Source organism: Salmonella sp. 32070601201500089SM (assembly GCF_017573605.1).
Classification (GTDB): Bacteria; Pseudomonadota; Gammaproteobacteria; order Enterobacterales; family Enterobacteriaceae; genus Salmonella; species Salmonella enterica.
Genome location: NZ_JAGETK010000008.1, coordinates 172,727 through 199,609 on the forward strand (window position 1 = coordinate 172,727; position 26,883 = coordinate 199,609).

General features: G+C 51.3%; 29 protein-coding genes and 1 pseudogene. 16 read left to right on the top strand and 14 right to left on the bottom strand.

The window, feature by feature from the left end; genetic code table 11:
* Positions 1-30: 30 nt before the first annotated feature.
* From J4728_RS14710 to pspA, 7 genes are all read right to left on the bottom strand, one after another.
* The gene (locus J4728_RS14710) at positions 31-1,092 is read right to left on the bottom strand and encodes a YcjF family protein (RefSeq protein ID WP_023261136.1); all 1,062 of its coding nucleotides are present in this window, start codon (positions 1,090-1,092) and stop codon (positions 31-33) included.
* Entirely contained in the window at positions 1,089-2,486 is a 1,398-nt protein-coding gene (locus J4728_RS14715; protein ID WP_000825858.1) for a YcjX family protein, read from the bottom strand. Before J4728_RS14715 ends, J4728_RS14710 begins: the two co-directional genes overlap by 4 nt.
* Before the next feature lie 148 nt (positions 2,487-2,634).
* Positions 2,635-2,949, bottom strand: a complete 315-nt coding sequence (gene pspE / locus J4728_RS14720) for a thiosulfate sulfurtransferase PspE (protein ID WP_000913430.1) — start codon at positions 2,947-2,949, stop codon at positions 2,635-2,637.
* A 75-nt stretch (positions 2,950-3,024) separates the two neighbouring features.
* On the bottom strand, positions 3,025-3,243 hold the full coding sequence (gene pspD, locus J4728_RS14725; protein ID WP_001097607.1) for a phage shock protein PspD: 219 nt from the start codon (positions 3,241-3,243) through the stop codon (positions 3,025-3,027).
* A 22-nt stretch (positions 3,244-3,265) separates the two neighbouring features.
* Positions 3,266-3,625: an envelope stress response membrane protein PspC gene (pspC, locus tag J4728_RS14730; RefSeq protein WP_023203942.1), complete on the bottom strand. Its 360-nt coding sequence runs from the start codon at positions 3,623-3,625 to the stop codon at positions 3,266-3,268.
* The gene (gene pspB / locus J4728_RS14735; RefSeq protein ID WP_001274953.1) at positions 3,625-3,849 is read right to left on the bottom strand and encodes an envelope stress response membrane protein PspB; all 225 of its coding nucleotides are present in this window, start codon (positions 3,847-3,849) and stop codon (positions 3,625-3,627) included. The genes pspC and pspB overlap by 1 nt, the downstream gene beginning before the upstream one ends.
* Before the next feature lie 59 nt (positions 3,850-3,908).
* On the bottom strand, positions 3,909-4,577 hold the full coding sequence (gene pspA / locus J4728_RS14740) for a phage shock protein PspA (RefSeq protein WP_000511010.1): 669 nt from the start codon (positions 4,575-4,577) through the stop codon (positions 3,909-3,911).
* Between the two features lie 170 nt (positions 4,578-4,747).
* On the opposite strand from pspA, the gene pspF reads away from it, so the two are divergent.
* The 6 genes from pspF to sapF all read left to right on the top strand — a co-directional run bounded on the left by pspF (position 4,748) and on the right by sapF (position 11,128).
* A complete protein-coding gene (gene pspF, locus J4728_RS14745) occupies positions 4,748-5,728 on the top strand; it encodes a phage shock protein operon transcriptional activator (protein WP_000807306.1) in 981 nt (326 codons plus the stop codon).
* 111 nt (positions 5,729-5,839) lie between these two features.
* The gene (sapA, locus tag J4728_RS14750; RefSeq protein ID WP_208211987.1) at positions 5,840-7,489 is read left to right on the top strand and encodes a peptide ABC transporter substrate-binding protein SapA; all 1,650 of its coding nucleotides are present in this window, start codon (positions 5,840-5,842) and stop codon (positions 7,487-7,489) included.
* Positions 7,486-8,451, top strand: a complete 966-nt coding sequence (sapB, locus tag J4728_RS14755) for a peptide ABC transporter permease SapB (protein ID WP_000583298.1) — start codon at positions 7,486-7,488, stop codon at positions 8,449-8,451. Before sapA ends, sapB begins: the two co-directional genes overlap by 4 nt.
* Positions 8,438-9,328, top strand: coding sequence for a peptide ABC transporter permease SapC (sapC, locus tag J4728_RS14760; protein WP_001146150.1), 891 nt, complete (start codon positions 8,438-8,440; stop codon positions 9,326-9,328). Before sapB ends, sapC begins: the two co-directional genes overlap by 14 nt.
* Positions 9,328-10,320 carry a peptide ABC transporter ATP-binding protein SapD gene (gene sapD / locus J4728_RS14765; protein WP_001128869.1) on the top strand — a complete coding sequence of 331 codons (993 nt, stop codon included), beginning with the start codon at positions 9,328-9,330 and terminating at the stop codon, positions 10,318-10,320. Before sapC ends, sapD begins: the two co-directional genes overlap by 1 nt.
* 1 nt (position 10,321) lies before the next feature.
* Complete coding sequence (gene sapF, locus J4728_RS14770; protein WP_000230462.1) at positions 10,322-11,128, top strand: peptide ABC transporter ATP-binding protein SapF; 807 nt, start codon at positions 10,322-10,324, stop codon at positions 11,126-11,128.
* Positions 11,129-11,143: 15 nt separating this feature from the next.
* On the opposite strand, the gene J4728_RS14775 is transcribed toward sapF, so the two are convergent.
* Both J4728_RS14775 and steC read right to left on the bottom strand, forming a co-directional pair.
* Positions 11,144-11,851 carry an EAL domain-containing protein gene (locus J4728_RS14775; RefSeq protein WP_208211989.1) on the bottom strand — a complete coding sequence of 236 codons (708 nt, stop codon included), beginning with the start codon at positions 11,849-11,851 and terminating at the stop codon, positions 11,144-11,146.
* A 465-nt stretch (positions 11,852-12,316) separates the two neighbouring features.
* Positions 12,317-13,690, bottom strand: coding sequence for an SPI-2 type III secretion system effector kinase SteC (gene steC, locus J4728_RS14780; RefSeq protein WP_208211990.1), 1,374 nt, complete (start codon positions 13,688-13,690; stop codon positions 12,317-12,319).
* A 34-nt stretch (positions 13,691-13,724) separates the two neighbouring features.
* Here steC and J4728_RS14785 point away from each other — a divergent pair, with 34 nt between their 5' ends.
* The 9 genes and pseudogenes from J4728_RS14785 to osmB all read left to right on the top strand — a co-directional run bounded on the left by J4728_RS14785 (position 13,725) and on the right by osmB (position 22,301).
* Positions 13,725-13,904, top strand: coding sequence for a hypothetical protein (locus J4728_RS14785; RefSeq protein WP_010989024.1), 180 nt, complete (start codon positions 13,725-13,727; stop codon positions 13,902-13,904).
* The gene (locus J4728_RS14790) at positions 13,879-14,178 is read left to right on the top strand and encodes a hypothetical protein (protein ID WP_031604207.1); all 300 of its coding nucleotides are present in this window, start codon (positions 13,879-13,881) and stop codon (positions 14,176-14,178) included. The genes J4728_RS14785 and J4728_RS14790 overlap by 26 nt, the downstream gene beginning before the upstream one ends.
* Positions 14,179-14,295: 117 nt before the next feature.
* Positions 14,296-15,084, top strand: a complete 789-nt coding sequence (gene fabI / locus J4728_RS14795; RefSeq protein WP_000506501.1) for an enoyl-ACP reductase FabI — start codon at positions 14,296-14,298, stop codon at positions 15,082-15,084.
* Positions 15,085-15,283: 199 nt separating this feature from the next.
* Positions 15,284-16,261, top strand: a pseudogene (locus J4728_RS14800) (CMD domain-containing protein); the annotation flags it as partial.
* A 244-nt stretch (positions 16,262-16,505) separates the two neighbouring features.
* The gene (locus tag J4728_RS14805; protein ID WP_000485055.1) at positions 16,506-18,440 is read left to right on the top strand and encodes an exoribonuclease II; all 1,935 of its coding nucleotides are present in this window, start codon (positions 16,506-16,508) and stop codon (positions 18,438-18,440) included.
* 261 nt (positions 18,441-18,701) lie between these two features.
* Positions 18,702-20,684 (top strand): cyclic di-GMP phosphodiesterase, encoded by a 1,983-nt coding sequence (pdeR, locus tag J4728_RS14810; RefSeq protein WP_079902540.1) that lies wholly within the window; start codon positions 18,702-18,704, stop codon positions 20,682-20,684.
* A gap of 121 nt (positions 20,685-20,805) precedes the next feature.
* Positions 20,806-20,985, top strand: coding sequence for a hypothetical protein (locus J4728_RS14815; RefSeq protein ID WP_001279854.1), 180 nt, complete (start codon positions 20,806-20,808; stop codon positions 20,983-20,985).
* 86 nt (positions 20,986-21,071) lie between these two features.
* Positions 21,072-21,824: a DNA-binding transcriptional regulator YciT gene (locus J4728_RS14820; protein WP_001088593.1), complete on the top strand. Its 753-nt coding sequence runs from the start codon at positions 21,072-21,074 to the stop codon at positions 21,822-21,824.
* Between the two features lie 258 nt (positions 21,825-22,082).
* Positions 22,083-22,301, top strand: coding sequence for an osmotically-inducible lipoprotein OsmB (gene osmB, locus J4728_RS14825; RefSeq protein WP_000481166.1), 219 nt, complete (start codon positions 22,083-22,085; stop codon positions 22,299-22,301).
* Positions 22,302-22,420: 119 nt separating this feature from the next.
* Here osmB and yciH read toward each other — a convergent pair whose 3' ends face one another.
* The 5 genes from yciH to pgpB all read right to left on the bottom strand — a co-directional run bounded on the left by yciH (position 22,421) and on the right by pgpB (position 26,073).
* Positions 22,421-22,747 (bottom strand): stress response translation initiation inhibitor YciH, encoded by a 327-nt coding sequence (yciH, locus tag J4728_RS14830; protein WP_001285199.1) that lies wholly within the window; start codon positions 22,745-22,747, stop codon positions 22,421-22,423.
* Complete coding sequence (pyrF, locus tag J4728_RS14835) at positions 22,747-23,484, bottom strand: orotidine-5'-phosphate decarboxylase (protein ID WP_001675160.1); 738 nt, start codon at positions 23,482-23,484, stop codon at positions 22,747-22,749. The genes yciH and pyrF overlap by 1 nt, the downstream gene beginning before the upstream one ends.
* A gap of 190 nt (positions 23,485-23,674) precedes the next feature.
* Complete coding sequence (lapB, locus tag J4728_RS14840) at positions 23,675-24,844, bottom strand: lipopolysaccharide assembly protein LapB (protein ID WP_000891378.1); 1,170 nt, start codon at positions 24,842-24,844, stop codon at positions 23,675-23,677.
* Positions 24,845-24,850: 6 nt separating this feature from the next.
* A complete protein-coding gene (locus tag J4728_RS14845) occupies positions 24,851-25,159 on the bottom strand; it encodes a LapA family protein (protein ID WP_000876301.1) in 309 nt (102 codons plus the stop codon).
* Positions 25,160-25,308: 149 nt separating this feature from the next.
* Positions 25,309-26,073 carry a phosphatidylglycerophosphatase B gene (gene pgpB, locus J4728_RS14850; protein ID WP_208211991.1) on the bottom strand — a complete coding sequence of 255 codons (765 nt, stop codon included), beginning with the start codon at positions 26,071-26,073 and terminating at the stop codon, positions 25,309-25,311.
* A 195-nt stretch (positions 26,074-26,268) separates the two neighbouring features.
* Between pgpB and ribA the strand changes: the two genes are divergently transcribed.
* Positions 26,269-26,859, top strand: coding sequence for a GTP cyclohydrolase II (ribA, locus tag J4728_RS14855; protein WP_001176284.1), 591 nt, complete (start codon positions 26,269-26,271; stop codon positions 26,857-26,859).
* Positions 26,860-26,883 lie beyond the last annotated feature (24 nt).

Genomic DNA, 26,883 nt, shown 5'->3' on the forward strand with positions numbered 1-26,883 from the left:
AAAGCCAGGCAATCAGCGCCCTGTGGAAGGTCATTTCTCAGGCGACGACTTACTCTTTTGCAGCGTCTCTTTTAGCTGACCGATAAGCTGACGACGAAAATCACCGAGACGTGGTTTATCGTTGTCGATCCACGGCAATGGTCGACATAGCTCCATCGCTTTTATTCCCAGTCGAGCGGTAAGGAGGCCTGCGCCAATCCCCTGCGCCGCGCGCGTGGACAGGCGTGCGGCCAGATCCTGAGACATCCAGTCCATACCGACTTCACGCACCAGCTCACTGGCCCCCGCGAACGCGATATTCAGCAACACCAGACGGAACAGACGAAGGCGGCTGTAATAACCAAGTTCAATGCCATACAGCGTTGCGATACGGTTAATCAGGCGTAAATTACGCCAGGCAATAAACGCCATATCCACCAACGCTAACGGACTGACGGCGATCATCAGAGTCGATTCCGCGGCGAAACGGCTAATCTCACGTCGCGCCTGTGCGTCAAGTACCGGCTGTACCAGATGCGCATACAAACCGACGATTTCCCTGTCGTTTTGCGTTTCGTGAATAGCGGCATACCAACGTTGTAATGCCGGATGTGATTGATCAATCCCCGCCTGCTGCGCCAGTTTTTCGCAAAATGCGCGACCTTTCCCGACGCTATGGCTATGTAACAGTTCACGCGCTTCATCGCGTTCATGCACCCGCTGGCGCAAGCGCCATAATCGCCGCCACTCCGTGACCACCGATCCCACGCCAGCGCCAACGATCAGCGCGCCTGCGGCACAGCCGCCTAAAGCGACCCAGTCCTGAGTTTGCCAGGCATTCATTGTCCACTGTACGCCTTGCCCGACCACGCTCACGCCAAACAGCGCCAGCCCTCCCATCACCATTTTACGCCACAGGCTGCGTTTGGGGCGCAGCGCGGCATCGACCGCCGCTTCTGCCGCGCCTTCGTCTTCCGGGGGCTCATCGATAGCCGCAGGCGCAAATGTACGCGACTCCGCTTCGCTGAAAGTTTGCTGCGCTTTGAAGGCCGACGTAGGTTCCTCCTTTAGCGGTTCTGCAAAATCAATACGCGGTTTTAACGGTTCGCTCATCGCAGCTTATCTCCTATTAAAAACTCCAGCGCAGCGTCCAGACGAATATGTGGTAACGGTTTATCAACATCCATCACCTGCGGACGAAAGGCTTCGAACTGAAAGCCCTGCTTATCCCAAAACGCTTGTCCCGGCAAACGCGAAGGCACTTCGCCGGGGTACACGGTTAACGGCGCGCCGTCACTCAAACGGTTTCCACGTAAAGCCGGGATTTTTTCACCGTTGACCTCAATCACACCGCTGGTGGTCGCTTGTACCGACGCCAGCCCCAGGCAATCCATACTAATGCCTTCAAACGCGGCATTTTGCCAGGCATCCTGAATAAGCTGCTGGAGCAAGGCCACCATATTGGCATGTTGGTCGAGGGTGACATGGTCGGCTTTCGTCGCGGCGAACAGCAATTTATCAATCACCGGCGAAAACAAACGACGAAACAGAGTCCGCTGGCCATAGTGAAAACTTTGCATCAGCTGCGTTAAGGCGAGACGCATATCATTAAACGCCTGCGGCCCGCTATTAAGCGGTTGCAGACAGTCGACCAGCACAATCTGGCGATCAAAGCGTAGAAAATGATTTTTGTAGAACCCTTTGACCACTTTTTCGCAATAGTAGTTAAAGCGTTCGCGCAGCATTCCAGCGTTGGTCTGCTTATCCGCCTGCGCCAGTTTTGACTCGCCGAAGGCGTCCACATCCGGCCACGGGAAAAACTGCAACGCTGGCGCACCCGCCATATCGCCCGGCAAAACAAACCGTCCAGGTTGAATAAAATGCAATCCCTGCGATTTACACTGATGCAAATAATCCGTCCAGGCGGCGGCAATCTCCGCCAGCCGATTTTCATCGGCGGGCGCCAGCGGATCGAGTCCATCGCAAAGTTGCCGCCATTTTGCGGCCCACTCAGCGCGTTGTCCTTGTAACAAGCCGTTCATCTGACGGGACCAGCTTAAATAATCCTGAGCCAGCATGGGCAGATCGAGTAACCATTCCCCTGGATAGTCCACAATCTCCAGATACAATGTCGAGGTATCTTTAAAATGGCGCAGCAGCGAGTCGTTTGAGCGATAGCGCAACGCCAGCCGAATCTCACTGACACCGCGCGTCGGTGTGGGCCATGCGGGAGGATTGCCATAAAGCTGAAGTATCCCCTCATCGTAGGTAAAACGGGGAATACCAAAATCACGTTGAGGCACGCGCTTTACGCCAAGCAGGCGTTCTTCGCGTACCGCGCTGAGCAACGGTAAGCGCGCGCCCGCGTGGACATTAAGCAACTGGTTAACCATCGCCGTGATAAACGCTGTTTTACCGCTGCGGCTCAACCCGGTTACGGCAAGACGCAAATGCCTGTCTACCCCACGATTGACCAGCGCGTTGAGTTCAGTTTTAAGTCGCTTCATTGACATCCTGTTGAGCCTGAAGAGAAGAAAAAATAATAACGAGCCTGCGTTATAGATATGTGCAAAAACGTTATTATCAACTACCCGGAGAGATCAACAACGGCGCATTAAGCGCCGCGGTTAGTATGAGTATTGAGCAATAGATTATCTATTTTTTTACTTTCGGCATATCAAGACGACTGATGCCGCCCATATTCATCGCGTGCGTATACCCCATATCAAGCAACATTTGTTTTGCCATGCCCGACTGTCGTCCGGAGTTGCAATATAACTTTACCGTATCGTTCCTGTCTGGAACTACCGTTTCGATATGAGATTTAATCTCCTGCAATGGGATATTAATCGCGCCCTGAATATGCTCTCGCTGATATTGTTCCGGAATGCGGACATCTATCCAGTATTCTGCGGCATAAAGCGGCATGGCTATGAATAACGCTAACGCAAATATTCCTTTTTTCAACATACTTCCGTCCTGACACGTAATGTATTTCGCACACACTATACGCCAGAGCTTAACGAAATATTATGACCAGACTCGCTATTTGTAACGCTGCGAAATTTTATTCGCCGCCTTACGAAGTACTGGCTCCAGCGCAAACGCCAGCAACATTTTTAGCGGACGACGGGCGACGGATTTTACCGCCCATCCCGCCACGCCGGCAGGCCCGTAGCGTAACGCGGTCAACAGAACCAGCTTACCTGCTATTTTGAAGCCGGGCTTCACCTTCTGCCCGGCGCGTTGCCAGCGAGTATTCATCTTCACCTTCCCGATATATCAGTTACAGTTGACGGAAACGACTACGCAGTGTGAACGTATCTGACGTGACGTAGCGTTCCATTTCTCGCAAACGCTTTTCGCCTGCGGCAAGCTCTCTGTCTACGGTATCCAGCAGTTCGCCGCTGGTCGGCTGCGGTTTGCCTGCGGCCACATTATCCGGCATAGGGTCCAGTACAAAAGACAGAACGATATAGGCCACTACGGTAAAAAACGCCAGCCCAAAGAAAATCGACAGCACGACCAGAATACGCACCAGTTTTACCGGTACATCAAGGTAGTCGGCGATCCCGGCGCAAACGCCACGCACCATGCCCTTTTGCGGCATACGCCATAGTTTTTTATTCAGATTGATTCCACCCATTAGCGCTCTCTCCAGTTCGGATGCTCTGCATCAAGAATGTCTTCCAGCGCCTGAATGCGCTCGCGCATACGTTGCGCATCGTCTGTGAGTTGCAGTAAGCGTTGCTGCTCGCTTTGCGACAGTTCTCCCCGACCGGCGCGGTTGCTGTAATGCAGCCACAGCCAAATCGGTAACACAAACAACACAAAAATGGTTAACGGGATGGCCAGAAATAGCGCGCTCATGCGTTCTCCTTACACCTAAAGCTGATGAGCGACGGCGCGTACCGGCGCCGCCATTGTCATTATTGATTATCTTGCTTCATTTTGGCTTTCAACTGCGCCAGCTGCTCGCTGATTTCATCATCGGCTTTCAGGTTGGCAAACTGTTGGTCCAGCGATTGCTGCTTACCAAAACGATGGCTTTCCGCTTCCGCTTCCATTTGATCGATACGACGTTCAAAGGATTCAAACCGCGCCATGGCTTCATCCAGTTTGCCGCTGTCAAGCTGACGACGGACATCGCGGGAAGAACTTGCCGCCTGATGACGCAGCATCAGCGCCTGCTGGCGAGCGCGTGTTTCGCTGAGTTTGTTTTCCAGCTCGCCAATCTCTTTCTTCATGCGCGCCAGCGTGTCATCCACCAGCGTGACTTCCTGTTCAAGCGTAGCAATTAAATCGGTCAGCTTTTGTTTTTCAATCAATGCGGCGCGCGCCAGATCGTCTTTATCTTTGCGCAGAGCCAGTTCCGCTTTTTCCTGCCACTCGGTCTGCTGAACCGTAGCCTGTTCAATGCGACGGGATAACTGTTTCTTTTCCGCTAAAGCACGCGCGGAGTTCGAGCGAACCTCCACCAGCGTATCTTCCATCTCCTGAATCATCAGGCGCACCAGCTTCTGCGGATCTTCCGCTTTTTCCAACAACGCATTGATATTGGCGTTCACGATGTCGGCAAAACGAGAAAAAATACCCATAATTCAATCCTCACATAATGTTCTGATAACGGGCGATGCCCTGCTACATGGTTAATACAATTTGCGTGCCAACTTTTTATATCACTGATAGTAAAGGAATTATTTCGTTTTACCTCGCCAGCAAAAAAGGATAAAGTGGTGAAAAACACTAACAAGTGGCGATTTTCATCATGGCTGAATTTAAAGATAACCTGCTCGGCGAGGCAAACCGTTTTCTTGAAGTACTGGAACAAGTCTCCCGGCTCGCGCCGCTGGATAAGCCAGTGCTGATTATTGGCGAACGCGGTACGGGTAAAGAACTTATCGCCAATCGCCTGCACTATCTCTCTTCACGCTGGCAGGGGCCGCTTATCTCGCTTAACTGCGCAGCGCTTAACGAAAATCTGCTGGACTCCGAACTGTTTGGTCATGAAGCGGGTGCTTTTACCGGGGCGCAAAAACGCCATCCCGGTCGCTTTGAACGCGCCGATGGCGGCACGCTGTTTTTGGATGAACTGGCGACAGCGCCGATGCTGGTACAGGAAAAGCTGCTGCGGGTGATTGAATATGGCGAGCTAGAGCGCGTCGGCGGCAGCCAGCCGTTACAGGTTAATGTGCGATTAGTATGCGCCACTAATGCCGATTTACCCGCCATGGTGAAGGAAGGGACATTTCGTGCCGATCTGCTCGACAGGCTGGCTTTTGATGTTGTACAACTGCCGCCGCTGCGCGAACGCCAGAGCGATATCATGCTAATGGCCGAGCATTTTGCTATTCAGATGTGTCGTGAGCTACGTCTGCCCTTATTTCCCGGTTTTACCGATCGGGCAAAAGAAACGTTGTTGCATTACGCCTGGCCGGGTAATGTCCGCGAGCTGAAAAACGTAGTCGAACGTTCAGTGTATCGCCACGGCAGTAGTGAACATCCTTTGGATGAAATTGTTATCGATCCTTTTCAACGCCATCCCGCTGAACCGCCCGCGCCCGCCCTGCCAGCGGCATCCGTCACGCCTGACCTGCCGCTCAAATTACGTGAGTTTCAACTGCAACAGGAAAAAGCGCTGCTGCAACGTAGCTTACAGCAGGCGAAGTTTAACCAGAAACGAGCCGCCGATTTGCTGGCGCTCACCTACCACCAGTTTCGCGCCTTGCTTAAAAAGCATCAGCTTTAGCTATTTCTCCGGCTAATTGACGACATTTACGCCAGTTATCCACCGACATTTTTACGTGGCGGGCCGAAGTGCGATACACTTTGCAAATTGAACTTCAAAAACTTAACTATTATGCGCCTGGTTTTATCGTCTCTGATCGTGATAGCGGGTCTACTAAGTAGTCAGGCTACGGCTGCGACTGCGCCCGAACAAACTGCGAGTGCAGATATTCGCGATAGCGGCTTTGTGTATTGTGTCAGCGGGCAGGTCAACACCTTTAATCCGCAAAAAGCGAGCAGCGGCCTCATCGTCGATACCCTGGCCGCCCAGTTATATGATCGCCTGTTGGATGTCGATCCCTATACTTATCGTTTAGTCCCAGAGCTGGCAGAAAGCTGGGAAGTGCTGGATAACGGGGCAACGTACCGTTTTCACCTGCGCCGCGACGTTTCCTTTCAAAAAACCGCCTGGTTTACGCCGACCCGAAAACTCAATGCTGATGATGTCGTCTTTACCTTTCAGCGGATTTTTGATCGTCGGCATCCGTGGCATAACATCAACGGCAGTAGCTTCCCCTACTTTGATAGCCTACAGTTCGCCGACAATGTAAAAAGCGTGCGTAAGCTGGACAATAACACCGTTGAGTTTCGCCTGACGCAGCCAGACGCCTCCTTTTTATGGCATCTGGCTACACACTACGCTTCCGTCATGTCCGCTGAGTACGCCGCGCAGCTTAGCCGAAAAGATCGTCAGGAACTGCTAGACCGCCAACCGGTCGGCACCGGGCCTTTCCAGCTCTCGGAGTACCGTTCCGGGCAGTTTATTCGTCTCCAGCGCCACGATGGGTTTTGGCGCGGCAAACCGCTGATGCCGCAAGTGGTGGTGGATTTAGGCTCCGGCGGTACCGGGCGTTTATCGAAATTACTGACCGGTGAATGCGATGTTCTGGCCTGGCCCGCCGCCAGCCAGCTAACTATTTTACGCGACGATCCGCGTTTACGTCTGACGTTGCGCCCGGGGATGAATATCGCCTATCTGGCCTTTAACACCGATAAGCCGCCGTTGAATAATCCCGCAGTGCGCCATGCGCTGGCCTTATCGATCAACAACCAGCGTCTGATGCAGTCGATTTATTACGGCACGGCGGAAACCGCAGCCTCCATTTTACCGAGAGCCTCATGGGCTTACGATAACGATGCCAAAATTACGGAGTACAATCCGCAAAAATCGCGCGAACAGCTAAAAGCGCTGGGCATTGAGAATCTTACGCTGCATCTCTGGGTGCCGACCAGTTCTCAGGCCTGGAACCCAAGTCCGCTAAAAACGGCGGAGCTTATTCAGGCGGATATGGCGCAGGTTGGCGTAAAAGTGGTCATTGTGCCGGTTGAAGGTCGTTTTCAGGAGGCGCGCCTGATGGATATGAATCACGATCTGACCTTATCCGGCTGGGCCACGGACAGCAACGATCCGGATAGCTTTTTCAGACCACTGTTAAGCTGTGCGGCCATCAATTCGCAAACCAATTTCGCCCACTGGTGTAACCCTGAATTTGACAGCGTGCTGCGTAAAGCACTGTCGTCGCAGCAGTTGGCTTCGCGCATAGAAGCATATGAGGAAGCGCAGAATATCCTGGAGAAAGAGCTGCCGATACTGCCGCTGGCATCATCACTACGCCTGCAGGCTTACCGCTACGATATTAAAGGGCTGGTGTTAAGCCCGTTCGGCAATGCGTCTTTTGCCGGCGTCTCCCGCGAAAAACACGAAGAGGTGAAAAAACCATGATTATCTTCACCCTGCGTCGGTTATTGCTGTTGCTGGTGACGCTCTTCTTCCTGACCTTTATCGGCTTTAGCCTGAGCTATTTTACGCCGCATGCGCCGCTACAAGGCGCATCATTATGGAATGCCTGGGTTTTCTGGTTCAACGGTCTGCTGCACTGGGACTTTGGCGTGTCCAGCATTAACGGCCAGCTGATCTCCGAACAGCTTAAAGAGGTGTTTCCCGCCACGATGGAGCTGTGCATTCTCGCCTTTGGTTTTGCGCTGATGGTCGGCATCCCGGTCGGGATGCTGGCTGGCGTGACGCGTAGCAAATGGCCGGATCGTTTTATCAGCGCGCTGGCGCTATTAGGTTTCTCAATTCCGGTTTTCTGGCTGGCGCTTCTGCTCACACTGTTCTTTTCGCTCACGCTGGGGTGGCTGCCGGTATCCGGGCGATTTGACCTGCTTTATGAAGTTAAACCGGTTACCGGTTTCGCCATCATTGACGCCTGGATTTCAGATTCGCCATGGCGTGATGAAATGGTGATGAGCGCCATACGGCATATGGTTTTACCGGTGCTCACGCTCTCCGTCGCGCCGACCACAGAAGTGATCCGCCTGATGCGAATCAGCACTATTGAGGTCTACGATCAGAACTACGTTAAAGCGGCGGCCACGCGCGGCTTATCGCGCTTTACGATTTTACGCCGTCACGTGTTGCATAATGCGCTGCCGCCGGTCATTCCCCGTCTTGGTCTGCAGTTTTCAACCATGTTAACGCTGGCGATGATTACCGAAATGGTTTTCAGCTGGCCTGGGCTGGGACGATGGTTAATTCACGCCATTCGTCAGCAGGACTATGCCGCTATTTCCGCTGGCGTGATGGTCATTGGGTCGCTGGTTATTGTGGTCAATGTGATTTCCGATATTTTGGGTGCTATGGCTAACCCTCTGAAACATAAGGAATGGTATGCCTTACGATAGCGTATACAGCGAAAAGCGCCCGCCAGGCACCCTGCGCACTGCCTGGCGTAAATTTTATAGCGACGCGCCTGCGATGGTGGGTCTGTATGGATGCGCCGGTCTGGCGTTGCTGTGTATTTTTGGCGGCTGGATCGCGCCCTATGGTATCGATCAGCAATTTCTGGGCTATCAGCTACTGCCACCCTCCTGGTCACGCTATGGCGAAGTCTCCTTTTTTCTGGGGACTGACGATCTGGGGCGCGATGTGCTGAGCCGCCTGTTAAGCGGCGCGGCGCCCACGGTCGGCGGCGCGTTTATCGTAACGCTGGCGGCTACGCTATGTGGATTAGTCCTCGGCGTAGTGGCAGGCGCGACCCACGGTTTACGCTCTGCCGTACTGAACCATATTCTGGACACGCTGCTTTCCATCCCTTCGCTCTTGCTGGCGATTATCGTTGTGGCATTTGCCGGCCCACATCTGTCACACGCGATGTTTGCCGTCTGGCTGGCCCTGTTGCCGCGAATGGTACGTTCCGTCTATAGCATGGTGCATGATGAACTGGAAAAAGAGTACGTCATTGCCGCCCGTCTGGATGGCGCGACAACGCTGAATATTCTGTGGTTCGCCATTTTACCGAATATTACCGCCGGTCTGGTCACCGAAATTACCCGGGCGCTGTCGATGGCGATTCTGGACATCGCCGCGCTGGGATTTTTAGATCTCGGCGCGCAGCTTCCCTCTCCTGAATGGGGCGCCATGTTGGGGGATGCGCTGGAGCTAATCTATGTCGCGCCGTGGACCGTTATGCTACCCGGCGCGGCGATAACGCTCAGTGTTTTACTGGTAAACCTGCTCGGAGATGGGATTCGTCGTGCGATTATTGCGGGGGTGGAATAATGCCGTTACTGGATATCCGCAATCTCACCATTGAATTTAAAACCAGCGAAGGTTGGGTAAAAGCGGTCGATCGCGTCAGTATGACATTAAGCGAAGGTGAAATTCGCGGCCTGGTAGGTGAATCGGGTTCCGGAAAGAGCTTGATTGCTAAAGCTATTTGCGGCGTCGCGAAAGACAACTGGCGAGTCACTGCCGACCGTATGCGTTTTGATGATATCGATCTGCTGCGCCTCTCCTCACGTGAACGGCGTAAGCTGGTCGGACATAATGTGTCGATGATCTTCCAGGAGCCGCAGTCGTGCCTTGATCCTTCCGAACGCGTCGGCCGCCAGTTAATGCAAAATATTCCCGCCTGGACCTATAAAGGCCGCTGGTGGCAGCGTTTAGGCTGGCGTAAACGGCGTGCAATTGAATTACTGCACCGGGTGGGAATTAAAGATCATAAAGACGCGATGCGCAGTTTTCCCTATGAACTGACCGATGGCGAGTGTCAGAAAGTTATGATCGCTATCGCGCTGGCGAATCAACCGCGACTCCTGATCGCTGATGAACCCACCAACTCAATGGAACCGACGACGCAGGCGCAAATTTTTCGCCTGTTGACGCGACTGAATCAAAACAGTAATACCACCATTCTGTTGATTAGCCACGACCTGCAAATGCTGAGTCAGTGGGCTGATAAAATCAACGTTTTATACTGCGGCCAGACGGTAGAAACCGCGCCAAGTAAAGATCTGGTGACGACGCCACATCATCCTTATACGCAGGCGCTTATCCGCGCGATTCCGGATTTTGGCAGCGCGATGCCGCATAAAAGCCGTCTCAATACGCTGCCGGGCGCGATCCCGCTACTGGAGCAGTTACCGATAGGTTGTCGTCTGGGGCCGCGCTGCCCTTACGCGCAACGAGAATGCATTATCACGCCACGCTTAACCGGCGCGAAAAATCATCTCTATGCCTGTCATTTTCCGCTGAATATGGAGAGAGAGTGATATGGTGGAAACTCTGCTTGAAGTGCGCAACCTGAGTAAAACCTTTCGCTACCGGACAGGATGGTTTCGCCGCCAAACCGTAGACGCCGTGAAACCATTAAGCTTTACGCTTCGTGAGCGTCAGACTCTGGCCATTATCGGCGAAAACGGTTCCGGCAAATCCACGCTGGCAAAGATGCTGGCCGGCATGATTGAACCCACCAGCGGCGAGCTTCTTATTGACGATCATCCCCTGCATTACGGCGACTATTCGTTTCGAAGCCAACGTATTCGAATGATTTTTCAGGACCCCTCAACGTCACTGAATCCACGTCAACGTATTTCACAGATCCTTGACTTCCCCCTGCGCCTTAATACCGATCTGGAGCCGGAACAGCGGCGTAAACAGATTGTCGAGACGATGCGTATGGTGGGGCTATTGCCCGATCACGTGAGCTACTACCCGCATATGCTGGCGCCGGGGCAGAAACAGCGTCTGGGCCTGGCCCGCGCGCTGATTTTACGCCCTAAAGTCATTATCGCGGACGAAGCGCTGGCTTCGCTTGATATGTCCATGCGCTCGCAGCTCATCAATCTGATGCTTGAATTGCAGGAAAAGCAAGGCATCTCCTATATCTATGTCACGCAGCATATCGGCATGATGAAACATATTAGCGATCAGGTATTAGTGATGCATCAGGGGGAAGTGGTTGAACGCGGCAGCACCGCCGATGTGCTCGCCTCTCCGCTACATGAGCTTACCCGCCGTTTAATCGCAGGCCATTTTGGCGAGGCGCTGACCGCTGACGCATGGCGAAAGGATCGCTAAGCGAAACAAATACCCTCAGTTCGATTCTCTGAGGGTGTTCATGCGACTGCCCAACAGCAGTGTTTCAACCTCTTCTAACGCAACGGAAGGAAATAACGTGCCCTGGGTTGCCCAAATGCCTGCCGTTTTTAACACCGGCAAATAGCGTGTGTTTTCCTGGCCCCCCACCACGATCTGGTCACAATAACGCCGGATATGTTTGACAAGCAGCGGAAACGTCATTTTTTCAATTTGTGAGACAAAAAAGCTGCGATCAAGTTTTACGCCGCTAAAACACCCGCAAACTAATGGCGCAGCAGTTGCATTCCCTACGCCCAGGTCGCCCAGCCATAATGGATTAGGTTGCTTATGAAGCGCGTGTATTAAAGGATCGATTAAGGCGTTATCTTGACATGAAAAATGTTCAGCGACCTGCAGCTCCACAAATAGCATGGCGTGTAGTAATGCGCGAATATCTTTATCCTGAAGGACAAGCTGCGCCATACCCCGATCAATATTTACGATACAGAATAGGCCGTGGCGTAGAAACCAGCCATGTTTGGCCGCGATTGTCCGCAACAGATCAAGCAGAAAACGGCGCTTCTGCGAATTGTCCCATGACGAGATAACAAACTCAGGGTGTAGCGGACGAGCGGGCGACGATGCAAAATGGGTAATAATTTCGACGCCCAGTAAATCCCCCTCCATTGCCCTTATCGGCTCTGCCATAAAAAAATAGCGCATGTGACCACTCCACTTGATCTTAACTCCCTGATAATGCGCTTTTAACGCAAATCAATCAATAAAAACGATCAATATATAAAAAATGATCGAAAAAAACAATATATGTTAACTTCATGATAACTTGCTAATTTTATGTTTTGAGAATGTTCTTCTATTGCTATAAGGAAATTTACATACTACGCCGAACAACGCTAATACGACGGCATGAGACCATCCGTAAAGCCAGGTTTTTCTTGTCAGGCAGAGGGGAAAAATCAAGGCGAGTTAATGTTGTTACACCATTGCGAGGCATTTCACCCACTATGGCAGCGCGGCATCGCCAACCCTAATGGCGAGTTGCATCTCCGCTGCAGGCTGTCCAGATCCCCCGAACGACCTTTAAACGAATAGCAACTCTCAATAATTGATCGGTAAATCTGTAGCGAATGAGCCCCGGCGATTCGCAGAAAAGAACGGAACTAAATGCTATTTTTTTAATTCATTCTTTAATACTTTAGCCACAAGAGTCCCCTCCTCAGGTGCGGCTAGTTTAAAACGTCTTCCTGGCGCAGGTGTCTGTTCTTCCTCTCCGATTAACGCATCAAGATCCGTAATAAGTGACTTATAATATTCAACATCTTCAGTATTTCCTTCGGTCTCGGCCCGCTTTAATTTTATCATGTGATGGGCCTTAATTTGCTCTTCCAGTTGCCTTGTTGCAAGAGAAACGCTTCGCTGTTGCCGTGATTCTTGTGATAACACGATTTGATCGCCATCCACAAAGAAAAGAACCCCCTCTTTAACCAGAATATTACCTAAGATATTTATATCATGCATATAAACCCCCCGGGATTTAAGAAGCGCCTCCGCCATTCGATAGTTATCTTCATCTTCAACATCGAACTCCTGACCTTGAATATATTTTGAAACTAAAACCGTAACGTCTTTACCATTAATATTCATGATGGCCGAACGAGAAAAATTCTTGTCGCCATTGGCCATATTCAAATACTTACTGACACGCTCAGGATGACAATTATGATGTTCCTGAGAGTTAACATCCACTTTTATTCCCCGCTCATTAATTGGAATCTTAACAACAAAGTCATCATATAACCGATAGACTGTCCCATAACTTCCGCTACCTATTTTATTTTTTTCAATATCACGCATGCGAATATTTTTCTGAAACTCCGGCGAGTTAATAAACGCCTCTATTGCCGCTGGTTGTGATGCATCCGTCTGATCAATAGCGCCGCTCTCATCACCAGACGCCGTGGCGGGCGTGGTCAGGAAGTCTATCAAACGTTGCTCAAAAGCCTCATAGATTCCATTACTACCTGCCTCGCTCGGCGGTAGATTATCATTACCCAAAGCGGCAAGCGTAATTTCCCCGTTATTATAATTAAACATCGTTTCTTTTAAAAAATCGACGCAACGTTCAGAACACTCCGTCTCGGTCACTAATACTCCGTCGTAAAACATCTGTAGTAGTAACATATTTTCTTGATGTGCTAATACCTCTACAGTGTATTTATCTATTGTTTCAGGCCTGGTGACATCAATAAGTTTAATATATCCAAGAAGGGGGCGCCATCGTGTACAGTCTTCATCTCGCTTCGAAAATGGTCCTGGAGAGAAAGGCCCTTTAATATCGGGATGCTCTTTTTTTTGGCACAGTAGATTATAGATTTCTCTATAATCAGAAATTAAACTTCGCCTGGTAAATATATTCCTGAAAAAATCTATAAATTTCTCACACGTTGAAAAAACATGTTCTCTTTTATTATCGATGATATCTCTTAAATACCTTTCTGATATCTGGCAACTATGATTTCCGATATGAAATGTAAACGGCATATGTCTCATCCTCTGAAAATTTATTATAATACACATGCAAACATATAAAAACCTGATTTGTAACTACTGTAATCACCTGATTTCCAAAATTTTTCATATTCAGTATTACTCTGCATCAATAAATAGAGAAAACCTTCAGCACCTAAAAAAGAAATTATTTTTATTAAGCATTTGCTGGTTAAAATTACATGTCCATAACATCGCTAATAGGTGAGGTAAACCATTTGGATGAATATTCAGGCTTCCTACAGAACCTTTATTTGTCTGGTGGAAAGCGCATCGCTATCGTACTTGCTGTCCGTCCCGGTGTCTCTGGTTGGATGAGGCGAACCTTACACCAGCTGGTATACTGCACCGTAGGGCCTGTCCCATTAGACTCTTTGATTTGCCAGTTTGGCCCCGGGGAGTGCTCAAAATCCTCAGGGACTTCGTTACCGTGTGGTTTTAGAACGTCACCTGCCGGTGATAGCGGCGGAAAAATAGCGTGACACACGGGGCCAGGAGTGGGATATAATTTCAGACTAATTTCGAATAATGTTGAAAAGTTGCTGTTAACCATTGTTCGTAAAAGCAAAAAATAAGCAATGACTATAAGGATTAAAGCTATGGGTTTTCTTTCCGGTAAGCGCATTCTGGTCACTGGCGTGGCCAGTAAACTGTCCATCGCCTACGGTATCGCACAGGCGATGCACCGCGAAGGAGCTGAACTGGCGTTCACCTACCAGAACGACAAACTGAAAGGCCGTGTAGAAGAATTTGCTGCCCAGCTGGGTTCCAGCATCGTTTTACCGTGTGATGTCGCTGAAGATGCCAGCATTGACGCTATGTTTGCAGAGCTGGGTAACGTTTGGCCGAAATTTGACGGTTTTGTACACTCGATCGGTTTCGCGCCTGGCGATCAGCTGGACGGCGATTATGTTAATGCGGTTACCCGCGAAGGCTTTAAAATCGCTCACGATATTAGCTCTTACAGCTTTGTTGCCATGGCGAAAGCCTGCCGCACCATGCTGAATCCGGGTTCTGCGCTGTTGACCTTGTCTTATCTGGGAGCGGAGCGCGCCATCCCGAACTACAATGTCATGGGTCTGGCGAAAGCCTCTCTGGAAGCCAACGTGCGTTATATGGCAAACGCTATGGGACCGGAAGGGGTTCGCGTCAACGCCATCTCTGCGGGTCCAATCCGCACGCTGGCGGCGTCCGGTATTAAAGACTTCCGTAAAATGCTGGCGCATTGTGAAGCCGTTACGCCAATTCGTCGCACCGTGACCATTGAAGATGTGGGTAACTCAGCGGCGTTTCTGTGTTCCGATCTCTCGGCAGGCATTTCTGGCGAAGTCGTCCATGTTGACGGCGGGTTCAGCATTGCGGCAATGAATGAACTGGAACTGAAGTAAGCGCATTAAGTTTATTAGCGGGCGGCACGGCTGTGCTGCCCCATTCCCCTCACTCACCGCTCATCTCGTTATATAGCGTTCTGATATTTGTTATCACCTAACAATCTTTCATCCCTTTCCCGCATACGCCAGGATAATCCAGCATAAACGATCCGACGCCGAATCATTATCGATCGCCATTTCATCCTCGGGAAACCCTATGGAACAATGCCGAAAAGCGGGTAAAAGCCACTGGTATCATGAAACACAATCCACTATGTCGTCACAACCCCCGCTTTCGCTGATGCCGGAAGCCGCGTATGTTAACGATCGTTTTTTACTGGATTTAACGGTATCAGAAACCGCGTTGACGCCTTTTGAGTCATGGTTAAAGCCCGCTCGCCAGTTGGCGGATGTCTTATTTCCCCGCACGGTTCTCAACGACCGGCTTCATACGTTTAGCACCTATGAACGTATGAGCACCGCGCTGACCGCCGCTCAGGTATTTGGGGTTCAGCGTTTGTGCCGCCATTATGCCGCGCGTCTGGCGCCGCTACCTGGCCCTGACGCCTCAAGAGAGAGCAATCAACGGCTGGCGCAAATTACGCAATACGCTCGTCAGCTTGCCGGCTCCCCCTCCGTTATCAATACGCGAGCCCGCGAACAGCTTGCAGAGGTGGGATTAACCGCCCGGGATACCGTACTCATCAATCAGATCATTGGGTTTATCGGTTTTCAGGCGCGGGTAGCGGCGATATTTCAGGCGTTTTGCCGTCTGCCCGTGCGCGAACTGCCCGGCCAGGAGATGCAGCGCTTTGCCAGGGCCGCGCGGTTTCAAAACCCCCAGACGATATGGCGGCCCGTCGCCAGTCTGGTAGAATATCCTCCAGCCCATACCAAAGTTCGGCGGCAATATTCGTCTTCACAATGCCAAATGATGGCGCCGGTACTCATGCGCGATCCGTCTTCATTCGCGTTACTCGAACGCATACTGACCAGCACATTACACACTGCATCGCCCCCTTCTTTACTTCCACTTATCACGCTCCTCACATCACGTATCAACGGCAGCGCCGCCTGCTTTAACGAACAGGCAACCCAACCTGGCGCGTGGCGTCGCGCTGTCATCACGTTACGCCAGGAAGACGACGACATCGCTCGTTGGGAACTTGAGCCTGCGCTGACACAGGCGATACAATGGCTCACCAGAGCGCCCGATCGCTTTAGCGCCGCGCATTTTTTCCCGCTACTCACCAGGGGAGTTTCATCGGAGCAGGCCATTAATATGTTAGGCTGGTGCGGCGTGTGCGGATGGTTAAATCGTTTAAAAATCGCGTTGGGCGAAACCTATTAACTCATCCATTACTGAAAGAGCGCTTGCTGCGCCAGGCAGAATCGCGTAAAACTGTCAGCCGCTCTTTTGGCTACGAAAATAGACGAATATGTTTCAGGACAACCCGCTGCTAGCGCAGCTTAAACAGCAACTGCATTCCCAGACGCCGCGCGCTGAAGGGGTCGTAAAAGCCACGGAAAAAGGCTTTGGCTTCCTTGAGGTTGACGCGCAAAAAAGCTACTTCATTCCTCCGCCGCAGATGAAAAAAGTGATGCATGGCGATCGTATCGTCGCGGTCATCCACACGGAAAAAGAACGTGAGTCTGCCGAGCCGGAAGAACTGATCGAACCGTTCCTGACGCGTTTTGTGGGAAAAGTTCAGGGTAAAAATGACCGCCTGTCCATCGTGCCGGATCATCCGTTGCTGAAAGACGCGATTCCCTGCCGCGCCGCGCGCGGCGTTCAGCATGAGTTCAAAGAAGGTGACTGGGCGGTTGCCGAAATGCGCCGCCATCCGCTTAAAGGCGACCGTTCGTTTTACGCCGATTTAACGCAGTACATCACCTTTGCCGACGATCACTTTGTTCCCTGGTGGGTTACGCTTGCCCGCCACAACCTGGAAAAAGAAGCGCCGAACGGCGTAGCGACGGAGATGCTGGACGAAGGGCTGGAGCGCCAGGATCTGACCGCGCTGAATTTCGTCACTATCGATAGCGCCAGCACTGAAGATATGGATGACGCGCTTTATGCTGAGGAATTAGCGGACGGCAGACTCCAGCTTACGGTGGCTATCGCCGATCCTACCGCCTGGATTGCCGAAGGCAGTAAGCTGGATAACACAGCGAAAATTCGCGCCTTCACCAACTACCTGCCGGGCTTCAATATTCCTATGCTGCCGCGTGAGCTGTCTGACGATCTGTGTTCGCTGCGCGCCAACGAAGTGCGTCCGGCGCTCGCCTGTCGCATGATAATCGCCGCGGACGGCACCATTGACGATGATATCGCCTTTTTTGCGGCCACCATCGAATCGAAGGCCAAGCTGGCGTACGACAATGTCTCCGACTGGCTGGAAAATAACGGCACCTGGCAGCCGGATAACGAAGGCATTGCCCAGCAGATTCGTCTGTTGCACCGTATTTGTCTAAGCCGCAGTGAGTGGCGTCATCATCATGCGTTAGTCTTTAAAGACCGCCCGGATTACCGCTTTGTGCTTGGCGAAAAAGGCGAAGTACTGGATATTGTGGCGGAACCGCGCCGTATCGCTAACCGTATCGTAGAAGAGTCGATGATCGCCGCTAACCTTTGCGCCGCGCGCGTACTGCGCGATAAGCTCGGTTTCGGTATTTACAACGTACATACGGGCTTCGATCCCGCGAATGCCGACGCGCTGGCCGCGCTGCTGAAAACGCATGGTCTGCATGTCGATGCCGAAGAGGTGCTGACGCTGGAAGGCTTCTGTAAACTGCGTCGCGAACTGGATGCGCAGCCCTCCGGTTTCCTTGACAGCCGCATTCGTCGCTTCCAGTCTTTTGCGGAAATCAGCACCGAGCCGGGGCCGCATTTCGGTCTTGGTCTTGAGGCTTATGCCACCTGGACCTCTCCCATCCGTAAGTATGGCGATATGATTAACCATCGCCTGCTGAAAGCGGTCATCAAGGGGGAGGCTATTGCGCGTCCGCAGGAAGATATCACCCAGCAAATGGCGGAACGCCGTCGCCTGAACCGCATGGCGGAGCGCGATGTCGGCGACTGGTTATATGCACGCTTCCTTAACGATAAGGCGGGGACAAATACCCGTTTCGCGGCAGAAATTATTGACGTCAGCCGCGGTGGTATGCGTGTGCGACTGGTCGATAACGGCGCTATCGCCTTTATCCCTGCCCCGTTCCTGCACGCCGTTCGCGATGAACTGGTATGCAGCCAGGAAAACGGTACGGTACAGATTAAAGGTGAGACGGTTTATAAAGTGACGGATGTCATTGATGTCACTATTGCGGAAGTTCGCATGGAAACCCGCAGCATTATTGCCCGACCGGCAGCGTAACCACGCTTAGCTCGCTCAACGGCCTTTGCTGAGAAGGCAAAGGCCGTTTCTTTTCTTCTTCTCCCTTCCGTCATGCTCTAAGTTTAATCTTATTCAAGCGCCCCATTTCTTGTTATTTTTAGCTGGCGACTATGCTTTTTCCAGAATCTGGATTACATATGAATACATAGATAAAACAATACGTTCAGCCATAATTACCCTTATTTATAACATGGCTAACCTTTCTTTTCGGGCACCTGGCGCTTAAATGGGATGGTACGCATGATGAAACAGATTCAGGAACAAACGGCGCTAAATCCCCTTCACTCTCACTGGCGTCTGGCTGATGACCGCAACGTGCTGTATCTCTCCCCGACAGGTGAAACGGATGCAGAAAAAACGGTTGAGCTATCGCCGGAACAAGCCGGGCGTATCCGGGAAATAACGGCGATTACGTCCAGTCTGCTGATAACGTTGTTGATAGAAAAACAGGTTACCGCAGTGCACCTGGTAGGCCGTAAGATTAATAACCGTGAATGGGCTGGCAACCTGGCAACCTGGCCTGATACGCCTGCCGTCGCGCCAACGCAGGCGCAGGAGCTCTCTTTTGCCGAGCAAATCGTATCAGAAGCCAACTCAGTCATTGCGATACTGGATAGTCGGGGAAAAATCTGTCGATTTAATCGGTTATGCGAAGAGTACACGGGCTTAAAAGAGCAAGATGTAATTGGTCAAAGCGTCTTTAAATTATTTATGAGCCGCCGGGAGGCGGTTGCCTCCCGACACTACATTGAGAATTTTTTTCGCAATGGGAATGCCTATGAAATCGAACGCTGGATAAAGACCCGTAAAGGCCAACGCTTGTTCTTATTTCGTAATAAATTTGTCCATAACGGTAGCGGAAAAAACGAAATTTTCCTGATCTGCGCAGGCACGGATATCACCGAAGAAAGGCGGGCTCAGGAGCGTTTACGCATACTGGCGAATACAGACACCGTCACCGGCCTGCCCAATCGCAATGCTATTCATGAATTTATTAATCATGCTATTGCCTCGGCTGGCGAGTCGCAGGTGGGTATCGTTTATCTCGATCTGGATAACTTCAAGAAAATTAATGATGCCTATGGGCATATGTTTGGCGATCAGCTCTTACAGGCCGTTTCACTGGCGCTGTTGAGTTGTCTGGAGGAAGATCAATTGCTGGCCAGACTGGGGGGAGATGAATTCATTGTCCTCGCTGCCCATACGTCTCAGGCCGCGCTGGAAGCAGTAGCCTCACGAATCCTTACCCGTCTGCGGCAACCGTTTCGTATTGGACTCATCGAAGTTTACACGGGATGCGCCATTGGCATTTCGTTGGCCCCCCGGCACGGACAGGACAGCGAAAGTCTCATTCGCACTGCCGATACCGCAATGTATAACGCCAAAGAAGGCGGCCGCGGTCAGTTCTGCGTTTTTTCACCGGAAATGAATCAGCGCGTATTTGACTATCACTGGCTGGATACAAACCTGCGAAAAGCGCTGGAAAACGATCAGTTACTTATTCACTATCAGCCCAAAATTACCTGGCGCGGTGAAGTACGTAGCCTGGAAGCGCTGGTACGCTGGCAATCGCCGGAACGCGGATTAATTCCGCCGCTGGAGTTCATCTCATACGCCGAAGAGTCAGGACTCATCGTGCCGCTGGGCCGCTGGGTGATTCTGGATGTGGTTCGCCAGATTGCGAAATGGCGCGATAAAGGGATTAACTTGCGCGTCGCCGTTAACTTTTCGGCGCGACAACTGGCCGACCAGACGCTTTTTACTGCGCTTAAACAGGCTTTGTACGATCTGAATTTTGAGTATTGCCCGATCGATGTCGAGCTAACGGAAAGCTGCCTGATCGAAAACGACACGCTGGCGCTATCGGTTATCCAGCAATTTAGTCAGCTCGGCGCTCAGATTCATCTGGATGATTTTGGCACCGGGTATTCTTCGCTTTCTCAACTCGCCCGGTTCCCTATTGATGCCGTTAAACTGGATCAGGCTTTCGTCAGAGATATCCATAAGCAACCGCTGTCGCAATCTCTGGTTCGGGCTATTGTCGCGGTGGCTCAGGCGCTAAATTTACAAGTGATTGCCGAAGGTGTAGAAAATGCTAAAGAAGATGCCTTCCTGACAAAAAACGGCGTCAATGAACGACAGGGCTTTTTATTCGCCAAACCTATGCCCGCCGTTTCTTTTGAACGCTGGTACAAACGTTATCAGACGAAAAAAATGCGTTAATGGCGACGATAATAGGGATAACAGCCTGTGCAGACAGGCATAGCCCTATTTTTCCCTTCTCTTTTCAGATTAATTTCTGCATCATGAATTGAAAGCTTTTCTGACATTAAGGATGACAAACATGTCTGATATCGAAGCACAACGAATTGCCGCACGCATTGATACCGTGCTGGATATCCTTGTTGCTGGCGATTACCACTCGGCCATCAATAACCTTGAAATATTGAGAGCAGAGCTGTTAGATCAGGTTAAAGACGGTATCTCGCCATCCCAGGCTCCCGGGTCGCCCTGGGAAATCTGATAGCGATTATTTGTCCGGGATGGCCGTTAGCCCTTCCCGGCTCTCTGACTGTCTGTTGACTCCTCTTAACGAATAAAATTAATACTATGAACTCCCGACAACAATCAATTTTGCAAATGGTGGTTGATAAAGGCCAGATGAGCGTTGCTGAACTGGCGAAAATTACCGGCGTATCTGAAGTCACGATTCGTCAGGATCTGAATACCCTGGAAAAACAGAGCTATTTACGCCGTGCGCACGGTTTCGCCGTTTCGCTTGAGAGCGATGACGTAGAGACTCGCATGATGACGAACTACACGCTAAAACGCCGACTGGCGGAGTTCGCCGCCTCGCTGGTCAGTCCTGGGGAATCCGTTTTTATTGAAAATGGCAGTAGCAATGCGCTATTGGCCCGGACGCTGGCGGAACAAAAAGATGTCACGATCATCACCGTGAGCAGTTATATCGCGCATCTGCTCAAAGAAACCCCTTGCGAAGTCATTCTCCTCGGTGGAATCTATCAGAAAAAAAGTGAAAGCATGGTAGGGCCGTTGACGCGACAGTTTATCCATCAAGTGCATTTCAGCAAAGCATTTATCGGTATTGATGGCTGGCAGGCTGATACCGGCTTCACCGGACGCGATATGATGCGATCGGATGTGGTTAACGCTGTTCTGGAAAAAGGCTCAGAAGCGATTGTCCTCACCGACAGCTCCAAATTTGGCTGTGTGCATCCCTATCCCCTGGGCCCGCTCTCTCGCTTCCATCGTGTCATTACGGATTCCAAAATTTCCGCCAGCGATCAAATGCAGTTAGAACATGCGGGGCTGCTAGTCAATGTTATTGGCTCATCCGTTTAAAATATTTCCCGATGGTTTGCCCTATGGCAAATCATCCTCTCTCTAAGACTTTTCTGACATCCCAATTAAGACTATTTACCTGTTGTAACGAGCGTAACGTCGTAAAATTAATATTAGCGAAATAACAGGAAGTGACTATCACCTGCGTGATATACCCCTGCGCAATCAGGTTTTACGGAAAATCTCTTAACAGGTTTTATTTTAACTATAGTTATAGTGAGCTTAATTCCGTGAATCGTTAATTCAGGAGAGAGTATTATGTTTATGACGAGCAAAAAAATGGCCGCTGCTGTGCTGGCAATCACCGTAGCAATGTCTCTGAGCGCCTGCTCAAACTGGTCCAAGCGCGATCGCAACACGGCTATTGGCGCAGGTGCGGGGGCGTTAGGCGGCGCAGTGTTAACGGACGGCAGTACATTAGGCACCCTGGGCGGCGCGGCGGTCGGCGGCGTGATTGGTCACCAGGTTGGAAAATAATCCAGACGTTTAAATATTGAACGGCTCAAAATAATACGTTTATTCTTTTCAGGTCTGGATTACAAAAATAGACAAAGTTGACTTTTACGCCACGGTAATTTACAACCGTGGCGTTTTCATTAGCCGCCAGCTAATTTTACTTTCATTCCTTTAGCTTCCAGCAATGATTTTATCAAGTCGCGTTTATCACCCTGAATTTCAATAATCCCTTCTTTTACTGCCCCGCCACAGCCGCATTTTTTCTTCAGTTCAGCCGCCAGTTTGGTTAATTCCGCATCATTCATCTCGATACCGGTAATCAAACATACGCCTTTACCCTTACGGCCACTGGTTTGACGCTGAATGCGAACGATACCATCCCCTTTGGGACGAACCGGCGCCGTTTTAGGTTCTTCAATGCGCCCCGTCTGTGTTGAATAAACCAGACGACTATTGGAATCGCTCATTATGCCTCCCGTTTCAGTGACGCGTTAATATCCTTCAGCGTTTGCGCCGGATCTACCGATTGCGTAACCGGGCGGCCAATCACCATATAGTCGACGCCAGCGGATAATGCCTGTTCGGGCGTCATAATGCGTCGCTGGTCGCCTGCCTCGCTGCCTGCGGGCCGAATGCCCGGCGTCACCAGCTTAAATGCAGCGCCAAAGGCCTGTTTAAATCTGACAGCTTCCTGAGCGGAACAGACCACGCCATCCAGCCCGCATTGCTGCGTCAGGCGCGCCAGCCGCTCCGCATGTTCCGCCGGTGACAACGTCACGCCCAGATCGTGTAGATCGCTGGTTTCCATACTGGTCAACACGGTCACGGCAATGAGCAACGGCGCATCTTTACCGAATGGCGCCAGCGCGTCGCGCGCTGCGGCCATCATTCTCGCCCCACCAGACGCGTGAACGTTTACCATCCAGACGCCCAGGTCTGCCGCTGCGGCGACTGCCCGGGCCGTGGTGTTGGGAATATCATGAAATTTTAGATCAAGAAAGACATCAAACCCACGTTGCTGGAGATCCCGAACGAGTTGTGGACCAAACAGCGTGAACATCTCTTTGCCCACTTTTAAGCGACAATCGCGAGGATCGATTTTGTCGACAAACGCCAGGGCTTTATCGCGTTCATGGTAATCCAACGCCACAACGACAGGCGATTCAGTAATAGCGCAGGAAGAAGATGAAGCAGTAAACGTCATGACCAGACCTTCTTGATGATGGGCACCGGAAGTGGCGCAAATTGGATAAACGGCGTGCATTCTACCTGCGGCGCAGGGAAATTAACAGGTTCGATTGACAACCTGATAAGCCCTGGCCGCCGATGCCAGCGTCGTTTCTAGCTTTACGTCATCAAGTATGTTGTAACTAAATTGAAGCTTTTTTTATATACTACTGCCCATCAAGTCCGCGAATAGGTTTAATGGTCGACCATGCCCGGCAGGACGGACAGTGCCAGTACAAGGTATAGGCGGTAAAACCGCATTTCTGACAACGATACCGCGGTTTACTGCGCACCTGCTCGCCAACCATATCACGCAGTACCATCAGGCTTTCTTTCGCTCGCCCTTCTTCCGCCTCGTTGAGATGGTAATCCATCAGCTTATGGAACACCCGCATGGTAGGATGTCGCTGTAGCTGACGCGTGATATAGACTTGAGCTGCGTCACTACCTTCACGTGCTTCCAGAATATCGGCAAGCATTAACTCAGCGCCAGCACCGGTATTCTCCTCAACGGCGCGACGTAAAAACTCCGCCCACTCGGCATTTTTACCGAGCTGTTGATAACAGGTTTGCAGCATCTCCAGCGTTTCGCTGACCAGCTCTTTATCCTGAACGATCACACGTTGCAGGCTTTCGACCGCTTTGGCGTAATCCCCTCTCGCCATATAAACGCGCCCCATCATGATAGACACCCGGGCGCTATTTTTATCTGCGGCGGCACCTTTTTTCAGCAACGCCATCGCGCGATCCATATCGTCGTTGCCCATCTGCTGTAACGCTAACTCACAGTAAAAATGGGCGATTTCGATACGTTGTTTATCTTTGCCCAGCTTCACCAGCCGTTCTGCTACTTCGATCGCCTTTTGCCAGTCGCTGGTTAGCTGATAGATTTGCAAGAGCTGTTGTAACGCGCCTACGCGAAATTCCGTTTCGTCGGTAAGTTGGTTAAACATATCTTCCGCGCGGTCATATAAACCGGCGGCCATATAGTCGCGCCCCAGTTGCTGAACAGCCAGTAAACGCTGTTCATAAGTCAATGAAGCGCTTTCCATGAGCGTTTGATGAATACGAATGGCGCGATCGACTTCGCCGCGTGAGCGAAACAGATTACCGAGAGTGAGATGAGCCTCAACGGTGCCCGTATCCTCTTTAAGCATATCGAGGAACAGATCCACCGCTTTATCTTGTTGGTTACTCAGCAGGAAGTTAACCCCTGCGACATAATCGCGCGACAGGCGGTTAGCTTCATCCTGTTTTGTTTGTTGCGCACTTCTGCGACCCATATACCACCCATAGGCAGCGGCTACAGGCAACAGCAGAAATAACAACTCCAACATAAATGATTATTCCTTAACAACCGACGAATCGGCAGGGACCGCAACGTCGGTTGCTGGCGAAAGCTTGTTTTCCAGTCGTTTAATTTTACGTTCAGCGCGGGCAAGGGAAACGCGGACCCGCAGCCAGAACAGGCCGCAAATCAGCCAGCCAATCGCAAAACCGACGGCGAACAGCACAGCAAGCAACGTGGAGATACGATACTCCCCTTGCGCCAGCAGGTAGTTAAACGTCACCTGTTGATCATTCTGCGCGCCCAGCGTCACCGAAATAACAAAAATCGCCAATACCAGTAAGAAAATGAGTAAATATTTCACATTACTTCCCGTTATGTGGTTTGCGCGAATAAATCGTGTCCAACTTACCGCATCCAGCCTTCTAAATTACCATTTTCCCGCCTCGCGCGAAATGGAAATGCGCCCGCCATCAGATGATTTAAGGGCAATAGTCAGAAAATCAACCGTTGTCAGCTTTCCTGCCCGCGTTCAGCAATTTCTTGCGCTTCTTCACGAGGCGGCATAAGCGGCCCGCAAATTCGCTGCGCCAGCCAGGTCGCCAGGGTAACTAATAGCCAGGAGATGAGCGTGGCGACCACTAAATCTCGCGGCCAGTGCATTCCCAGAAGCAAACGGCTGCCCATTACGCCGGTCGCCCAGACTAACAAAAACGCGATGGTGAAAGTCCGTCTGCGCGGCCATAACAGACCCACGGCCAAAAGCGCCCAGCTCGCTGCAAACATGGTGTGTCCGGAGGGAAACGCAAAGCCCGTCTCTTTTTGCCAGTGCTGACGCAGGAAAACGGGGATGTTCTGTTGCCCGGCCAACTGCTCTTTCACTAAATGTCCGCGTTCTGTACGCTTTAAAGTGTAGAACTCATCGACGGGAATATGGTGCGTTTTTTCAAGCCAGACCACAAATGGCCGCGGCTCCTGTACGCGCTCCTTTACCCATGACTTCACGCCCTGCCCGACGATAATCGCCCCGCCGAGAATCGCAAACAGCATAATGGCGGCGCGCAGGCGAAATCGCAGGCACCATAAGAACCATCCACAAAGAATCACATGCGTGATAACGCCCCAGGGTTTGGTCACGGTTTCCGTTATCCAGAATAGCGTTTTTAGCCACCAGACCTGATGTCCTGGCTGCCACTGCCAGCCTGATACCCATACGGCAAGCGGCATGATAAGCAACAGGGCGGCTCCTGCCGCGGTGCGCTTCGCAATTGAAAGCATGGATGCTCCTTTTATAAGTAAGTATCACAATCATAACTGAAAATTCTCGCCGGACTGGAAAATTGACAAATTTGTGCCATTCCTGAGCAATTACGTGGTAGTGATTAGGTGATGACCGCCGCCTTATGGCAAAATAGCAGGATACAAGCCAACAGGCGACGACACCGCAGGCGTCAGCATAATCTGGAGAAATACATGCAGCTTAAACGTGTGGCAGAAGCCAAACTGCCAACCCCATTGGGTGACTTTCTGATGGTGGGATTTGAAGAACTGGCAACCGGACACGACCATGCCGCGCTGGTTTTTGGCGATATTTCAGGTAAAACGCCGGTACTGGCTCGCGTTCATTCCGAATGTCTTACCGGGGACGCGCTTTTTAGTCTGCGCTGTGATTGTGGTTTTCAACTGGAAGCCGCGCTGACGCATATTGCGGAAGAAGGACGCGGTATTCTGATTTACCACCGTCAGGAAGGCCGCAATATCGGCCTGCTTAATAAAATTCGCGCTTATGCGTTACAGGATCAAGGCTATGACACGGTGGAGGCCAATCATCAGCTCGGCTTTGCCGCCGATGAGCGTGATTTCACCCTGTGCGCGGATATGTTCAAATTACTGGGCGTGGATGAAGTTCGCCTGCTGACCAATAATCCGAAGAAAGTCGAAATACTGACCGAGGCGGGAATTAATATCGTGGAACGCGTTCCGCTCATTGTGGGTCGTAATCCAAATAATGAGCATTATCTCGATACTAAAGCGGCCAAAATGGGCCACCTGCTAAGCAAGTAAGCCACCGGTATTAAAGCGCGGGCC

Coding starts and splice junctions, on each gene's coding strand:
- J4728_RS14710 (WP_023261136.1), bottom strand. CDS start 1,092: ATGAGCGAACCGTTAAAACCGCGTATTGATTTTGCAGAACCGCTAAAG.
- J4728_RS14715 (WP_000825858.1), bottom strand. CDS start 2,486: ATGAAGCGACTTAAAACTGAACTCAACGCGCTGGTCAATCGTGGGGTA.
- pspE (WP_000913430.1), bottom strand. CDS start 2,949: ATGTTGAAAAAAGGAATATTTGCGTTAGCGTTATTCATAGCCATGCCG.
- pspD (WP_001097607.1), bottom strand. CDS start 3,243: ATGAATACTCGCTGGCAACGCGCCGGGCAGAAGGTGAAGCCCGGCTTC.
- pspC (WP_023203942.1), bottom strand. CDS start 3,625: ATGGGTGGAATCAATCTGAATAAAAAACTATGGCGTATGCCGCAAAAG.
- pspB (WP_001274953.1), bottom strand. CDS start 3,849: ATGAGCGCGCTATTTCTGGCCATCCCGTTAACCATTTTTGTGTTGTTT.
- pspA (WP_000511010.1), bottom strand. CDS start 4,577: ATGGGTATTTTTTCTCGTTTTGCCGACATCGTGAACGCCAATATCAAT.
- pspF (WP_000807306.1), top strand. CDS start 4,748: ATGGCTGAATTTAAAGATAACCTGCTCGGCGAGGCAAACCGTTTTCTT.
- sapA (WP_208211987.1), top strand. CDS start 5,840: ATGCGCCTGGTTTTATCGTCTCTGATCGTGATAGCGGGTCTACTAAGT.
- sapB (WP_000583298.1), top strand. CDS start 7,486: ATGATTATCTTCACCCTGCGTCGGTTATTGCTGTTGCTGGTGACGCTC.
- sapC (WP_001146150.1), top strand. CDS start 8,438: ATGCCTTACGATAGCGTATACAGCGAAAAGCGCCCGCCAGGCACCCTG.
- sapD (WP_001128869.1), top strand. CDS start 9,328: ATGCCGTTACTGGATATCCGCAATCTCACCATTGAATTTAAAACCAGC.
- sapF (WP_000230462.1), top strand. CDS start 10,322: ATGGTGGAAACTCTGCTTGAAGTGCGCAACCTGAGTAAAACCTTTCGC.
- J4728_RS14775 (WP_208211989.1), bottom strand. CDS start 11,851: ATGCGCTATTTTTTTATGGCAGAGCCGATAAGGGCAATGGAGGGGGAT.
- steC (WP_208211990.1), bottom strand. CDS start 13,690: ATGCCGTTTACATTTCATATCGGAAATCATAGTTGCCAGATATCAGAA.
- J4728_RS14785 (WP_010989024.1), top strand. CDS start 13,725: ATGCAAACATATAAAAACCTGATTTGTAACTACTGTAATCACCTGATT.
- J4728_RS14790 (WP_031604207.1), top strand. CDS start 13,879: ATGTCCATAACATCGCTAATAGGTGAGGTAAACCATTTGGATGAATAT.
- fabI (WP_000506501.1), top strand. CDS start 14,296: ATGGGTTTTCTTTCCGGTAAGCGCATTCTGGTCACTGGCGTGGCCAGT.
- J4728_RS14805 (WP_000485055.1), top strand. CDS start 16,506: ATGTTTCAGGACAACCCGCTGCTAGCGCAGCTTAAACAGCAACTGCAT.
- pdeR (WP_079902540.1), top strand. CDS start 18,702: ATGATGAAACAGATTCAGGAACAAACGGCGCTAAATCCCCTTCACTCT.
- J4728_RS14815 (WP_001279854.1), top strand. CDS start 20,806: ATGTCTGATATCGAAGCACAACGAATTGCCGCACGCATTGATACCGTG.
- J4728_RS14820 (WP_001088593.1), top strand. CDS start 21,072: ATGAACTCCCGACAACAATCAATTTTGCAAATGGTGGTTGATAAAGGC.
- osmB (WP_000481166.1), top strand. CDS start 22,083: ATGTTTATGACGAGCAAAAAAATGGCCGCTGCTGTGCTGGCAATCACC.
- yciH (WP_001285199.1), bottom strand. CDS start 22,747: ATGAGCGATTCCAATAGTCGTCTGGTTTATTCAACACAGACGGGGCGC.
- pyrF (WP_001675160.1), bottom strand. CDS start 23,484: ATGACGTTTACTGCTTCATCTTCTTCCTGCGCTATTACTGAATCGCCT.
- lapB (WP_000891378.1), bottom strand. CDS start 24,844: ATGTTGGAGTTGTTATTTCTGCTGTTGCCTGTAGCCGCTGCCTATGGG.
- pgpB (WP_208211991.1), bottom strand. CDS start 26,073: ATGCTTTCAATTGCGAAGCGCACCGCGGCAGGAGCCGCCCTGTTGCTT.
- ribA (WP_001176284.1), top strand. CDS start 26,269: ATGCAGCTTAAACGTGTGGCAGAAGCCAAACTGCCAACCCCATTGGGT.